Source organism: Streptomyces sp. NPDC087263 (genome assembly GCF_044744645.1).
In the GTDB taxonomy this organism is placed as follows: domain Bacteria; phylum Actinomycetota; class Actinomycetes; order Streptomycetales; family Streptomycetaceae; genus Streptomyces.
The window spans coordinates 47,627-59,947 of record NZ_JBIUYT010000021.1 but is presented as its reverse complement, the minus strand read 5'-3'; the positions used below and the strand labels follow the sequence as shown (position 1 = coordinate 59,947).

The 12,321-nt window shown below is 69.8% G+C and carries 15 protein-coding genes; 11 read left to right on the top strand and 4 right to left on the bottom strand.

The annotated features are described in order from the left end of the window. Positions 1-113 precede the first annotated feature (113 nt). The 4 genes from ACIPC1_RS39785 to ACIPC1_RS39770 all read right to left on the bottom strand — a co-directional run bounded on the left by ACIPC1_RS39785 (position 114) and on the right by ACIPC1_RS39770 (position 5,537). A complete protein-coding gene (locus ACIPC1_RS39785) occupies positions 114-794 on the bottom strand; it encodes a hypothetical protein (RefSeq protein ID WP_402526582.1) in 681 nt (226 codons plus the stop codon). Next, on the bottom strand, positions 794-3,070 hold the full coding sequence (locus ACIPC1_RS39780) for a TraM recognition domain-containing protein (RefSeq protein ID WP_402526580.1): 2,277 nt from the start codon (positions 3,068-3,070) through the stop codon (positions 794-796). Before ACIPC1_RS39780 ends, ACIPC1_RS39785 begins: the two co-directional genes overlap by 1 nt. A 267-nt stretch (positions 3,071-3,337) precedes the next feature. Continuing rightward, positions 3,338-5,290 carry a hypothetical protein gene (locus tag ACIPC1_RS39775; RefSeq protein ID WP_402526577.1) on the bottom strand — a complete coding sequence of 651 codons (1,953 nt, stop codon included), beginning with the start codon at positions 5,288-5,290 and terminating at the stop codon, positions 3,338-3,340. 61 nt (positions 5,291-5,351) lie between these two features. After that, positions 5,352-5,537 carry a hypothetical protein gene (locus tag ACIPC1_RS39770; protein ID WP_402526574.1) on the bottom strand — a complete coding sequence of 62 codons (186 nt, stop codon included), beginning with the start codon at positions 5,535-5,537 and terminating at the stop codon, positions 5,352-5,354. Between the two features lie 308 nt (positions 5,538-5,845). On the opposite strand from ACIPC1_RS39770, the gene ACIPC1_RS39765 reads away from it, so the two are divergent. From ACIPC1_RS39765 to ACIPC1_RS39715, 11 genes are all read left to right on the top strand, one after another. Continuing rightward, positions 5,846-6,157, top strand: coding sequence for a hypothetical protein (locus ACIPC1_RS39765; protein ID WP_402526572.1), 312 nt, complete (start codon positions 5,846-5,848; stop codon positions 6,155-6,157). Between the two features lie 100 nt (positions 6,158-6,257). Beyond that, positions 6,258-6,392, top strand: a complete 135-nt coding sequence (locus tag ACIPC1_RS39760) for a hypothetical protein (RefSeq protein ID WP_402526570.1) — start codon at positions 6,258-6,260, stop codon at positions 6,390-6,392. A gap of 65 nt (positions 6,393-6,457) precedes the next feature. Then, on the top strand, positions 6,458-6,667 hold the full coding sequence (locus ACIPC1_RS39755) for a hypothetical protein (RefSeq protein ID WP_402526568.1): 210 nt from the start codon (positions 6,458-6,460) through the stop codon (positions 6,665-6,667). Next, positions 6,664-6,939 (top strand): hypothetical protein, encoded by a 276-nt coding sequence (locus ACIPC1_RS39750; RefSeq protein ID WP_402526565.1) that lies wholly within the window; start codon positions 6,664-6,666, stop codon positions 6,937-6,939. The genes ACIPC1_RS39755 and ACIPC1_RS39750 overlap by 4 nt, the downstream gene beginning before the upstream one ends. Then, a complete protein-coding gene (locus ACIPC1_RS39745) occupies positions 6,939-7,382 on the top strand; it encodes a hypothetical protein (protein WP_402526562.1) in 444 nt (147 codons plus the stop codon). Before ACIPC1_RS39750 ends, ACIPC1_RS39745 begins: the two co-directional genes overlap by 1 nt. Then, positions 7,379-8,581: a DNA cytosine methyltransferase gene (locus ACIPC1_RS39740; protein ID WP_402526560.1), complete on the top strand. Its 1,203-nt coding sequence runs from the start codon at positions 7,379-7,381 to the stop codon at positions 8,579-8,581. Before ACIPC1_RS39745 ends, ACIPC1_RS39740 begins: the two co-directional genes overlap by 4 nt. Beyond that, complete coding sequence (locus ACIPC1_RS39735) at positions 8,578-9,024, top strand: DUF4326 domain-containing protein (protein WP_402526558.1); 447 nt, start codon at positions 8,578-8,580, stop codon at positions 9,022-9,024. Before ACIPC1_RS39740 ends, ACIPC1_RS39735 begins: the two co-directional genes overlap by 4 nt. Then, a complete protein-coding gene (locus ACIPC1_RS39730; RefSeq protein ID WP_402526556.1) occupies positions 9,021-9,572 on the top strand; it encodes a DUF1643 domain-containing protein in 552 nt (183 codons plus the stop codon). The genes ACIPC1_RS39735 and ACIPC1_RS39730 overlap by 4 nt, the downstream gene beginning before the upstream one ends. 5 nt (positions 9,573-9,577) lie before the next feature. Beyond that, the gene (locus ACIPC1_RS39725) at positions 9,578-10,657 is read left to right on the top strand and encodes a DnaB-like helicase N-terminal domain-containing protein (RefSeq protein ID WP_402526587.1); all 1,080 of its coding nucleotides are present in this window, start codon (positions 9,578-9,580) and stop codon (positions 10,655-10,657) included. Further along, positions 10,654-11,487, top strand: coding sequence for a hypothetical protein (locus tag ACIPC1_RS39720; protein WP_402526554.1), 834 nt, complete (start codon positions 10,654-10,656; stop codon positions 11,485-11,487). The genes ACIPC1_RS39725 and ACIPC1_RS39720 overlap by 4 nt, the downstream gene beginning before the upstream one ends. Then, entirely contained in the window at positions 11,487-12,287 is an 801-nt protein-coding gene (locus tag ACIPC1_RS39715) for a hypothetical protein (RefSeq protein WP_402526552.1), read from the top strand. The genes ACIPC1_RS39720 and ACIPC1_RS39715 overlap by 1 nt, the downstream gene beginning before the upstream one ends. Positions 12,288-12,321: the final 34 nt, after the last annotated feature.

Genomic DNA, 12,321 nt, shown 5'->3' with positions numbered 1-12,321 from the left:
CAAACCCCCCCCCACCCCCCCGCCCCTCCCACCCCCCCCCCGCCCCCCCCCCCGCCCACCTCTGGGGGGCCCCCACCCCAAGGGCGGCCCCCCCCCCCTCTCTGCATGTCCGGTCAGTCAGCCGGGCCGTTCTTACTGCGCTTCTTCTCCGGGTCCGGGCGCCGGGCAACGTCCGCGTCCACCCAGGCCGTCAGCCCGTGGTCGGCGAAATCCTCGTATTCGAGCGCGTCGTCCCCGTGCTGCGGGATCTCGTGGAGCGGCTCGCGCAAGCTGTCGCTGACGAAGCCGCACTCCTTGAGTTCGTCCTTCATGAACTTCTCGATGGCCGGCCACCACCGGATGTGCCACTCGGCCGCCCGCGTCGGCGGGGCCGTCTTCTCATACGACCAGTGCCAGTAGGCGCACAGCCACGTCAGCTGGATCCGCAGCTGCTGGTGACGGAACCAGCACGGCCGCCACACGTCCCGTGCGTAGACCGGCAGCAGGATCTTCCCGCACCAGAGCAGCAGCCAGTCCCACAGTTCCCGGCACTGCTCCTTGTCGAGGTTGGTCCAGTCCGGCGCCGTGCCCGGTCCCTCCGGCTCCTCCTCTTCATCCTTGGCCTGCAGCTTCTCGACCGATTCGACGACATTGCCGAGCAACTTCCGCAGCCCCGCAATGGCGTCGTCGTACTCCGCACCCTCCAACGCCGTCAGGCGCCCGACGACGTTCTCCATACCGGAGGTGAGGGTGGTCCGGGTCTCGGAGAGGTCCCGGGCCAGCGCGAGGAGCATCTCCGAAGGATCCAGCTTCATCAGAAGTCGCCCATCTCGTCAGCGCTGCGCCGCCGCCGGGTCGGTCCGGTCGTACCGGTGTCACGCAGCTGCTCGGGCGGTGCCTTCACCGCGGGCTCCTCGACGGCGGCGGGCTGCTCCGGCACCAGGTGCGCGGTCGGCTCGAACGAGGGCCGCTCCGGCAGCGGCTGAGGCGCCGTCGGTTCGACTACCTCGCCGGACACGACCCGCAGGTGCTCACGCGGGCCGGGGAAACCGCCGCTGCTCCAGCCGCTGGCCGCCGGGTCCGACGTCCACGGGCTGGCCTCAGCCGCCGGGGCGGGCGGAGCCCAGGGCTCATCGGACTGAGGCCCCCACACGTTCGGGGCCGGAGCGGTGTCCCACGGGCTGGCTTCCGGGGCCGCCGGCACTGTGGCGAACTTGCGCTTGCGCGCTTTGAGTTCGGCCTTGGCCGCCCGCTCATTGTCCCGCACAACGTTCTTGACGTCCTTGCGCTCCCACACCGGCGTGTAGGTCGCGATGACCGGACCGCCGAGGTACTTGCGGAACATCAGGATCTCGCCCGGGTCGAGGTACATGATGTCGGAGATCTCCAGGGTCGGCTTCTCCACCCAGGTGTAGGACGAGGAGCGGTTCGAGGTGGCGTTCAGGCCCCCCGAGTTGGACTCGGACTGGCTCTCCTGCTTGATCCGCTTCTTGCCGGCCAACTTCGAGAGGTCCTCCAGGTGCTCGACGTTGCTCAGGCCGCCGAGGATGAGCTTGACGCAGTTCTCCCAAATGGTCTGGTAGGCGTACTTCCCGTACCGCTCGTAGATCTGCGCGGGCGACTGGAAGACCGCGTGGATCGTGATGCCGATGCCCCGGCTGTCAGCGGTCCAACGCTGCAGCGGCACAGCGCAGATGAGGGCCGCTTCGTCCAGGACGAACGTCATCGGCGGGTCCAGCCGGCCGCCACGCATCCGGGAGGCCATGGTCCGGGCTCCCGCGTAGACCTCGCTGGTGAGGCAGGTGAACAGCGGACCCATGCCTCCGACGTCGGAGTCGTTGCCGAGCATGTAGAGCGTGTCCCGCGAGCGCAGGTACACCTCGACGTCGAACTGCGCGTGCGGGCGGTGAGCCGACAGGATCACGTGCTGGATGTCCGGCGAGTCGAGGAACATGAACGTCTGGCTCAACGTCCCGAACACGTTCTCCAGCGTTGTGGTCTTGCCGTCCACCTTCTGCTGCTGCTCCAGATCGTCCTGCCAGCCGCGGGGCGCGGTGTCCGAGTGCTTCTTGAAGATCTCGATCGCTTCGTAGCGGTGCGGCTGTTTCGACCACCGGGCCACGTCGATCAGGCTCAGCCCTTCCGCGTCGGCCGCCCACATGAACGCCTTGAGTACCCGGTACGAGCTGGAGGTCCAGAAGTTCCGGTTCTCCATGCCCTTCGTGAAGTCGCTGCCTTCCAGCAGGGCCTTGGCCCGCCGCTTGGAGCGCTCGATGCCGAGGTTCGGGTCGGAGCAGCCGATGACCGGGTCCCACGCGATGTTCGAGGGCCGGTCGTCCAGGGTCTCCGGGTTCCAGATCAGGATGTTGCCGACCCGGGCCCGGATGGCTTCGGTCAGTTCGACGATGTCGTACTTCGTGCTGGTCGCCAGCACCGCGCCCGGGGCGTCCAGCAGCCAGTTGCCGAGCTTGGCCGTCTTGCCCGCGCCCATCGGGGCGAGCATCAGGGAGGACTCCTCGATCGCCGCGTACAGGTGCATGCCGGTCTTGCGGCACTTGCCGATGTAGAAGCCGACCGCGTTGGTCGGCACCTTCCGCGCGGGCACGTCCTTGAGGCTGGGCCGCAGGATCTTGCGCTTCTTGACCAGCTCGCGGCGCGACATCTGTTTCTTGAGCCGCTTCCTGCCCGCGAACCCGTCGCTCTCCCGGCCGAAGTCCATGTTCGTCTTCAGGTACATGTAGCCCGCGCCGGCCAGGCCGACCGTCATGCCGGTCGCCAGGAGAGGCTGCGCGGCGAAGCCGTCGCCCAGGGCGCCGAAGAGCGTGCCGAGGATGTCTCCCACGCCGGAGGAACTGTCAGTGGGTGTGACCTCCTCGGCCGCGATGAACGTGGTGGGCACGGCGAGGGCGGTGACCCGTACGCCCGAGCCGCGCCAGGCGCGCGTTTCGTTGAACAGCGGGCCCTGACGGGCCTGCTCCTGTTCGGTCGAGGTGGAGTCGTCGGGGTGGATGCTGGCCTTACTGTTGTCCTTCACGAAGGTCCTTTCCTTCGGGTCCCCGGTGGTGCAGTAGCCGCCAAGCTCTTCACGCACCACCGGGGCCACTCCTGTCTGTATACGTCGCTGCACTGACAAGTGCGGCATGGTTATTGCCGATCGTTACGGACCTACTGCGCTCGGTAGCGCAGCCTCCCGTCAGGCGGGATGACCTGGGCAGATTGCCCGCCAGGCCGGACACCTCCGAGATCGCGCTCCCGTCGAGCAAGCGCGGTCCGATGACGCCCTTCCCGCCGGTCGTGGTCGCCGGTCCGCTCATCCTGCGGAACCGGGCCTGTGGATAGATTCCGCTGACGGCCGGGCTCACCTCTCGCCGTCCTCGGAGTCCGCTTCCGGGTCCCGCTCCGCGCGGGGATTGGGCACGCCCGACTCTTCGTCTTCCTGGTCGATGGCCCGCAGGTGGTTGCGGACCGCGTCCAGGCCGAGGCCGACCTGGTCCATGAGCTGCGCGGCGAGCTTCCGCTGAGACTGGGCCCGATCCTCGGGGCTCATCTCGGCAAGCAGGTCACGAATGCGCTGTCGGGTGTCTCCGCCGGAGCCGATCCGGGCGTCGACCCGCCCTCCGGACTGCTGAGCCCGTGCCGGGACACCGGCGGTCTGCAGCCGCTCGACCGAGGCCAGCCGCTCCTCCAGCCGCAGCACCTGCTCGCGTGCCTCGCGCGCTTCCTGCTGCGCGTCGGACGCTGCTGTGGTCAGTCGGTCACGCTCCTCGGAGACCGTGCCCAGCCGCTCCTCCAGCGTCTTCTGTACGCCCTCCAGCCGCAGGACTTCCTCCCGGGCGCCGCTGGTTGTGTCGGTGAGCTTCCCTCGCTCCTCCATGAGGGCGGTGAGCTGCTCGCGGGTCTGCTCCAGCTCCCTGACCGTCTTCTGGTACAGCTGGCCGGTCGTGGCGTCGCTGCTCTCCAGTCGCGCCCGCTCCTCCAGCAGGAGGCGTAGCCGCTCCCTCTCCTTTTCCTCTTCCTTGGCCGCCTGCTCGGCCGCGTTCGCCGCGTTCTTCTTGGTGGCCTCGACCTCTTCGAGCAGCCGCGCAAGCTGCTCCTGGGCCACCTTGACGGCTCCCTCCGACTGCTGGCGTGCCTTGTCGACCTCTGCCGCGCGGGCCTCGATCTCCGCCGCCCGGTTGCTCGCCTCGACGAAGTCGGCGTTCGCCGCGATGTTCAGCTCCTCCATGATCTGTTTGGCCTTGCTGTCCGGCCCGTAGGTCAGGAGTGCCACGTCGTCCGTACGCGTCAGCCAGGCCATGCGGCGCAGCAGTTCGAGCGTCGCGGCCGGTTCATGGAGGTCACCGCGCATCAGCATCTTCTGGGCACGCCTGCGCGGGCCCCGGGTGCGCTTCGCGAGGGTGTCCAGCTCTGTCTGCAGGTCTGCGAGCCGCCGGGTCTTCTCCCTGCTGGACTCCTCGACCTTGAGAGCGTCGATCTGCTTCTCCAGGTCCTGCTGACGCTCCAGGCTCAGGCGCAGTTCGTAGGCACGCTTGGCTGCCTTGCGGCCCAGCGCCTTCTGCGCCATCTCACTGTTCTTCTCGCCCGGGTCGACGCCGGCGGCGCCGTAGATGGCAGCCCACCCCTTGTGCCACATCTTGATGACCAGGCGGATCGGTCCACCGCTGCCCTTGTCTTCCTCGACCTTCTCGCTGCCCGCCATCCGCTTGCGCAGTTCCAGCTCGATCACCCAGGCCGCAGCCGCGGGCATCAGAGCCATGAACGGGGCGCTGACCGCATTCGGTGCGTGCACAAAGTTCGCCGTGGCGCTCATTGCCACCAGGCCCCAGGCGGTGCTGTGCATGAGGTTGTACTGCGGAGTCTTGCCCTTGCGCGGGTCGGCGGTCTGGTAGAGCAGCCGGAACAGCTGGAGTTCGAGCACGTCGAACATCGCGCAGAAGCCGATGGCGACCAGGAACGGGAGCTGCGCGGTCTCTGTCGCGAATCCCCACAGGCCGTACAGGCTCACCAGGACGCCCCCCAGGGCGACGCGGCCGGCAGGCCCCATGCCTCCGAGCATCTGCGCCGCTTCGGCGCCCTCCGTCTCGCGGACGCGCTGCTGCTCGGCTGCGGTCCGCTTCCGGTCGGCCACGATCTTGCGGACCGTCAGGTACTGCACCAGGAGGAGGGCGACGGCAACGACGGCGCCCGTGACGATGAGGACCCATGCGGGCGTGTCCGTCAGGACACGGCGAGCGGTCCCGAGCCAGTCCACCTGACTGAATTCGGCTGCTGACCAGTACGGATCGGTGCCCGTACCCTGGTCGTGGCGCATCGAGTCAACTCCAAATCTTGCGTCGAGCCTCAGCGGTGATAGCCCACCGCTGGGGCGTTTTTCATGCGTTGTGCCGAGTGAGGTAGTCGTCCAGCGCGAGGTCCATAAGGTCCTGCAGGCTCACGTCGTTCTCGGCCGCGTAGAGCCTCGCCCTCTTACGCACCGAAGCCCGGACGCGGGCGCTGAAGTTGACGCGCTCCTCCGACTCCTCGGACGTCTGTGGCTGGGGTTCTTCCTGCTGCGGCACGTTGGCTCCTGTGGCGGGTCGTTCCAGTGTTCCGAGCACCCTATGGCCCTCTCGTTGACTTCATGGCTTCCGTGCTTGCTCGGCAACTGTAATGCCAACATCCAAGTTTGCCAACATGCCAGAAATGATGAATCCACGGATGTTGACATTCTGGCTCGGGGGGAGGTTAATAGAAGTGCGAGAGGGGCCCCGGGGCTTGCAGGCCCCAGAACCCCTCTCCAACCAGGACTTGCAGGTCCTGGCCTCAACACCCGGACAGGCGAGCAAACGCCTTCCGGACACGGAAACCCCTGGATGAGAGGGATCTCGTGCTCAATTCTGTCAGCCGGTTCACCGGCTTCGCCATCAACGTGGACGACAAGGCTGCACTGCGCCTGTCGCCCGAGGGAAACCCCGCCGCTCCGCTGATCGACGGACCGCGACTCGCGGTCGTCGGGAAGATCGGCCCGTCCTGCCGCGCTTGCCGCGACTTCCAGACGGTCATGGTGCGCCGGGACGGTCAGATCGTCACGGTCGACTGCAAGTGCGCGGCGAAGGCCGCGACGGGCGACGACGACATGCCGGCCCGTATCCCCACCGGCGCCCCCCGGCCCGGTGCTGTCTCCGCGCTGGCCAGGTGACCGCCATGTTCCTGACGCACCTGACCGACGCCGAGCGCGAGGACCTGTCCAAGAAGCTCGCCGACGTCAACAAGCGCTCCTCCAACGGAAGTGGCCGCTGATGAGCGGCCAGCAGCCGCTGCCGCAGCGCCCGACGCCGAGCCCTCACGAGCACGGCCGGGGCGGCAGCCAGCAGTCCGGCCGGCCGCACCCCAGCGGGCCGCACGCCGTGCCCGTGTTCCCGGGCCACCAGTAGGACCCTGCGGGCCGCTCTCGACCGAGGGCGGCCCGCTCCTCGCTTGCCTCTTGGAGGGCATCCCCATGTGCACGTCCTGCCGTGGACGGGAGCGCACCGTCCTGGACACCTTCCCCGCCGAGTCCTCGCGCGCCAATGACCGCGCCGAGTGGATCGCCGGAGAACAGCGCGCCGCCGAACACCCCGAAGCACACGTCCACTTCGACCTCGACCGAGACGCCTTCACCGTCGTCGCGCCCGCCGAGCTCGACAACGAGATGGAGATCAACCTGTGAACGCGACCCGTGAGCAGCTGACCGCCTTCCTGGCCACGCTTCTGGGCCTTCTGGTCGCTGTCATCACGCTGCACGCCGGCGGGGGGTTGGGCAACGTCGTCGGCGCTGCCTTCCTCACGTACGTCCTCACGGTCATCGGCGTCACGGTGAAGATGCAGCTGCACCTGGTCAAGGTCATCACCGCGACGGGCCGGGGCTCGATCATCACCGGCGTCGTCATCGTCCTACTGCTCAGCAGCTTCGCCCGGTCCATCGCGGCGGTGATCAGCTGATGATCCGCGCCCTGAGCGTCCGCCAGCCGTGGGCAGCCGCCATCACCTACGCAGACAAGCGGATCGAGAACCGTACGTGGCCGACGTCGCACCGTGGCGCCGTCCTGATTCACAGCTCGCAGGCCATCGACCGGTACGCCCGCCAGCACCCGCCGCTGGCCTCCGTCGTACGTGGCCTGCAGCTCGATCTAGGCGCCGTCATCGCGGTCGCCCGGATCACCGGATGCCACGCGGACGACGGGGAGTGCACCCCGTGGTCCGCGACCGGCCACTACCACTGGGCCCTTGACTCCGTGACCGCGTTGCCGCTCCCGGTGCCCTGGAAGGGCCGCCTGCAGCTGTGGACCCCGAAGGCCGAGTTGCTGGAGACGGTCCGCATGCAGCTGGACGACGCCACCGCCGCCGCCCTCGCCGACGACCGCGAGTGGGAGGGCGAGGAATGAGCGCGCCGACCACCAACCACCTGTTCGCCGGAGGCGGGGGAGATCTGGAAGGCTTCCGCGCCGCCGGGTTCCGCCCTGTGACCGGTGCCAACCACGCACAGCCCGCAGTCGACACCATCAAGCAGAACTTCCGTGGCGTGCGGGCCCTGTGCGAGAACATCCACACCCTCAACATGCGGCAGCTGCCGTACGCCCGCGTGCTGGTCGGCTCGCCCATCTGCAAGGAGTCCGCGCCGGCGGGCGGGAACAGCGCGCCGCAACTGGCCACCCTCGACGACGCCGTCGAGGAGGCCGACGACACGGTCGAGCAGGACGACATCAAGGCCCGGCCAGCCGACTGGTCCCAGACCCGCGCCACCGCGTTCGACCTGGTCCGCGCTGAGGAGTGCGGCCGGTACGACGTCGTCGCCGGAGAGAACGTCCCCGGGTTCGCGACCCGCTGGAAACTCTTCGACGACTGGCTGCGCATCTTCGACACCCTGGGCAAGACCGCCACCCTGGTGTCCTTCGACGCCGCCCACCTCGACGGCGAGGGCTTCAACGCGCCGCCGCAGCACCGCCACCGCATCGCGTTCATCCTCGCCCGCAAGGGCCTGCCGCGCCCGGACCTGCGGCCCCGTCCCCGGGCCGTGTGCGCGCACTGCGGCGACGTCCGGGCGATGCAGCAGTGGGCCCGCCCCCGGATGCGGAAGACCGCGACGTACGGCGAGGGGTACCGCTACATCTGCCCGAACCGCCGCTGTGGTCACCGTGAGGTCGTCCCGCTGACCCGGCCGATCGGCGATGTCCTCGATCTGTCCGCGCCGACCCGCCGCTTCGGCGACGGCAAACCCGGCAAGAAGTTCCGCCCGTACGCCGAGACGACCCGCCACAAGGTCGAGCTGGGGCTGCGGAAGTACGAGGGCAAGCCGTTCCTGGTCATCCTGCGCAACCACAGCACCGTGCAGAGCCTGGACGAGGCAGCGCCCGCTTTCACGGCCGAGGGCAACCACCACATGTACGTGGAGCCCGCCGGCACGTCGCTCGCCGAGACCCGCGTGCGGATGTTCACCAACAGGGAGAAGGCCAGAGGGCAGGGCTTCCCCGACTCCCACACGTTCGCCGGGACGTCCACCGAGATCAACCGTCAGATCGGCAATGCGTTCCCTCCCACCTCCGCCCGGTGGCTCGCCACGCGCGTGCAGGCGGTGCTGGCATGACCGCCGCCAAGCGCTTCAACCCGGAGATGAAGGGCGGGCTGCAGCTGGGCCTCGACCTGCTCGCCGAGCACCCGGAGCAGCACGACGACGGACGTGAGACACCCGCGACTCCGGCCGCCGGGCCGACCACCGTGGTGTGCCTCAAGGGGCGTCGCGACGACCCGGAGATCAAGGACGTCGTCTACGTCGGACGCCCGATGTTCCGGGGCGGCTGGTGCCTCGCCGGTCACCTGCTCTCCAACAAGTACGTCCTCGGCACGCACGGCACCGCCGAGGAAGTCGTCGCCAAGTACGAGAAGTGGCTCGACGCGAACCCGGAGCTGGTCGCCCGCGAGCTGCCCAAGCTCAAGGGCCAGCGGCTGGGCTGCTGGTGCCCCGAGGGCGAGCCGTGCCACGCGCGCGTCCTCGCCGAGCGGGCAGACGCGGCGGAGGTGACGCCGTGACGCTGCCCGAGCAGATCCAGGAGTGGGCAGCCGACCGCGGGCTGACCCACCAGCAGCACACCGCCGGCACCGCCGTGTTCGGCGCCGGGCACGCCCACCGCTACGCCCTGACCCGGACCTGGGAGCCCGGCGGCACGCACACCGTGTTCGTGCTCCTCAACCCGTCGATAGCCACCGCCGACCAGGACGACCCCACAGTTCGCCGCCTGATCGGCTTCGCCCGCAGGGAAGGCCACGGCGGGCTGCTGGTAGCCAACCTGTTCGCCGCGCGGTGCACCAACCCGTCCGACCTCGCCGCGCTGCCGGACCCCGTCGGCACGCACAACGACGACGTGCTGCAGCTGCTCGCCGAGACGGCCCGCGACATCACCCTCGGGTGGGGAACGTGGGGGGCGCTCCAGCGGGCCGCCACCGCCGAGGAGGCGCTCACCGGGCACGGCGCCCGGCTGTGGGCGCTGGGCACCACCAAGGACGGCCACCCCCGCCACCCGCTGTATCTGGCGAAGACGTCGCCGCTGCAGCGGTACGAGCCGGGAGCGGTCCGGTGAACCGGATGACGCGGCGGGCCGAGGAAGCGCTGCTCGGGGCGATGCTCTTCCGTCCCGAGGCGCTGCCGGGGATGCGGTGGGTGCCCGCCGGCGCGTTCTCCAGCCCAGACCTGGGAGCGCTGTGGACGACCTTGCAGAACACCGACTTCCGCAACGTGCCCAGCAAAGAGGTGCTGTCGGCCGTCTCCGCGGCCGTGGCCCAGATCGAGGACCAGGGGCTACGCCAGTGCCTGCCCCCGGCGCGGATCTCGCAGCTAGCCAGAGCCTGCCCCGACCCGCGCACCGCGCCGCTGTACGGCGGGATGACGGTGGAGTCGGCGATCCACCGGTCCGTCGAGCACGCGGGCAACGAACTGCGCAACACCGCGCAGCAGGCCGAGGCCGACCAGGCTGTACGGGCGCTGGCCGAGGTCGAGCGCACCGGTAACCGCCTTGCCGCTCTGGACGCCGCCTGGAAGACGGCGCCGGAGACCGTACGGAACCTGCTCGACACCCCGGCTGAGGAGCCCATCCAGCTCGCGCAGCGCACCACGCGGGCCCGGGTCGACCTGCACGCCGAAGCGGACACCGTCGCATCCCTGCTGTCACGACCCGAGCAGCTGCCCGAGGTCAACGGCTGGCTGCAGTCGCGTGACTTCTCCGACCCGCAACTGGCCGCCGTCTACGAGGCGATGACCACGCTGCACGACCGGCGCGCGCCGATCGACACGGTCACCGTCGCGTGGGAGACGGCCCGCCGACCCGGGGCCCAGCCCAGCGGCCAGGTCCTCGACGAGCTGGCGCGCGACGGGATGGGCGGAACCGCCGCGTACACCGGCGAACGAGTCCTGGGCACCGCCGTTCTTGACCGGCTCGACGCCACCGGCCACCACATGCGCGACCTCTCCCTGCACCCGCAGCTCGCCCCAACCGCACTGGTCGGCCACGCCGAGCAGGCGCTGCAACCCGCCATCGCCGACCGCGAGCGGGTCCACCACGCCGAACGCGAGCCGGAGCTGGCCCACACCGATACGGAGCCCGCCCCAGCCGGGCCCACAGACGGACAACCCCCTGCCCCCGAACACGAGATGGAGATCCACCTGTGAACGAGCCCGTGCCCTTCAATGCGACCGAGTACCTGCTCAGCCGCGAACACCAGATCACCACCCCGTATCTGCCGGGCGTCGAGCCGCTGCCCCCCGTGAAGTCGGCCGCCAGGGTGTTGTGGGAGCACTTCGGCCGCCTCGCCCCCGGCCTGGTCACCACCGCGGCGACCGCGCTGGCGTGGGGCTGGCACCAGCAGCTCCCCGACGGATCCACCCAGCCGCTGTGGATCAGCGGGCTGCTCGCCGTCCTCGCGGGCGCCGCCGGGACCGTGTCCGCCGCCAAGCAGAACGGCGACAGCGACACCACGCGGGTTGCGTTCGCCGCCGGCGGGACCCTCGCCCTGCTCGGCATCACCGCATGGACCCCGGACTCCGCACTTCGAGCCCTGATGTGGCTGCTCGGCACCGCCGCCGTCTACGCCGTGTGCGCCCCGCTATGGCGCGGCGACCGCCGCCTTGAGCGTGAGCACCGGCACGAGCGGGTCATGGCGGAGACCAGCGCCCGCACCCAGGTGACCGTCGCCCTGATCGAGGGCCAGACCCGCGTCGCCGAGAAGACGTGGGAGCACAGGACCGAGGTGGCCCGGGTCGAGGCGATCAGCCGGACCGTTGACGCCCTGGTCGCCGCGAGCGACGCCCGCGACGCCAGGGCTGTGGCGCCGGGCGACGAACTGAACGTCTCCGCCCTGCTCAAAGCAGCTGGACACGGCACCACCCACGCCCTGGAATCCTCGCCGGTCGACGACGAGTACGACATCGAGGCCCTGCTCCGTGCCACCAACAACGGCCCGCACGAGCCCTCCGCTGCCGACCGCCAAAGCGAGCGGTGATGAAAGGCCAGGACCCGGCGGAGGAACGGAACCTCCTCGCTACGGGGACAGAGACGACCCGGCCCGACGTCACGCCGGAGTACGGGCAGCCCGCCAGCGAGCAGGAATGGGCGCAGCTGCACCGGGACATGGCCCCGCGGGCGTCACACCAGTTCGAGCACGACGAGCGGATCGGTCTCGGCCGCCTACGGGACTGGGACGACCGGACGCCGACCGCCGCCGAGTCCGCGCTCACAGTGGACCGGCACGGCCACACAGTCCGAGTGGACTCCCGAGGCCTGAGCATCGACGGGCAGCGAGTGAGTAGCCGTCCCCTCACCAGGGGCGAGGCCTCGCAGCCGGGCGACCCCTACCACTCCAACGCCTTCCAAGTGACCGACGGCGGAGCTGTCGTCTACCACGGTCGTATCGTCGCCGCGCTGACCAGGGACCGCGAACCGGTCCTGTACGGCGAGCAGGCGCCGGCATGGGCGCGGGGCGCGGGCCACACCGTGGTCGTGGACAGTCGCGGAATCCTCATCGACGGCCAGCGGGTCGCTGAGCAGCCGATGAGCCCGCCGAGCACCGGAACCAGTCCGGTACGGATCGGCAAGGACGGCCAGGTCTACTACGCGGGCGAGGTCATAGCGCAGCTCACGCCCAACCCGAAGAACTCTGACCTTCCTCCGGTCGTCACGCTGCGCTCCACCGGCACCGAAGAGCCGGAGCCCAGGCCCGCGACCCCCGAGCCCGCCTCTTCTCAGCGGCATCTGAGCCTCGTGGAGCCCCTGCCGGACGACGACTTGGACATCGAGCTGTGAGGGCGCTCCTCCGGGACGGTCGCCATCGCCGCGG

Excerpts from the sequence above, each read along its gene's own strand:
- ACIPC1_RS39715 (WP_402526552.1), top strand. The coding sequence starts at position 11,487 with ATGAAAGGCCAGGACCCGGCGGAGGAACGGAACCTCCTCGCTACGGGG.
- ACIPC1_RS39745 (WP_402526562.1), top strand. The coding sequence starts at position 6,939 with ATGATCCGCGCCCTGAGCGTCCGCCAGCCGTGGGCAGCCGCCATCACC.
- ACIPC1_RS39755 (WP_402526568.1), top strand. The coding sequence starts at position 6,458 with ATGTGCACGTCCTGCCGTGGACGGGAGCGCACCGTCCTGGACACCTTC.
- ACIPC1_RS39725 (WP_402526587.1), top strand. The coding sequence starts at position 9,578 with ATGACGCGGCGGGCCGAGGAAGCGCTGCTCGGGGCGATGCTCTTCCGT.
- ACIPC1_RS39740 (WP_402526560.1), top strand. The coding sequence starts at position 7,379 with ATGAGCGCGCCGACCACCAACCACCTGTTCGCCGGAGGCGGGGGAGAT.
- ACIPC1_RS39775 (WP_402526577.1), bottom strand. The coding sequence starts at position 5,290 with ATGCGCCACGACCAGGGTACGGGCACCGATCCGTACTGGTCAGCAGCC.
- ACIPC1_RS39785 (WP_402526582.1), bottom strand. The coding sequence starts at position 794 with ATGAAGCTGGATCCTTCGGAGATGCTCCTCGCGCTGGCCCGGGACCTC.
- ACIPC1_RS39735 (WP_402526558.1), top strand. The coding sequence starts at position 8,578 with ATGACCGCCGCCAAGCGCTTCAACCCGGAGATGAAGGGCGGGCTGCAG.
- ACIPC1_RS39760 (WP_402526570.1), top strand. The coding sequence starts at position 6,258 with ATGAGCGGCCAGCAGCCGCTGCCGCAGCGCCCGACGCCGAGCCCTCAC.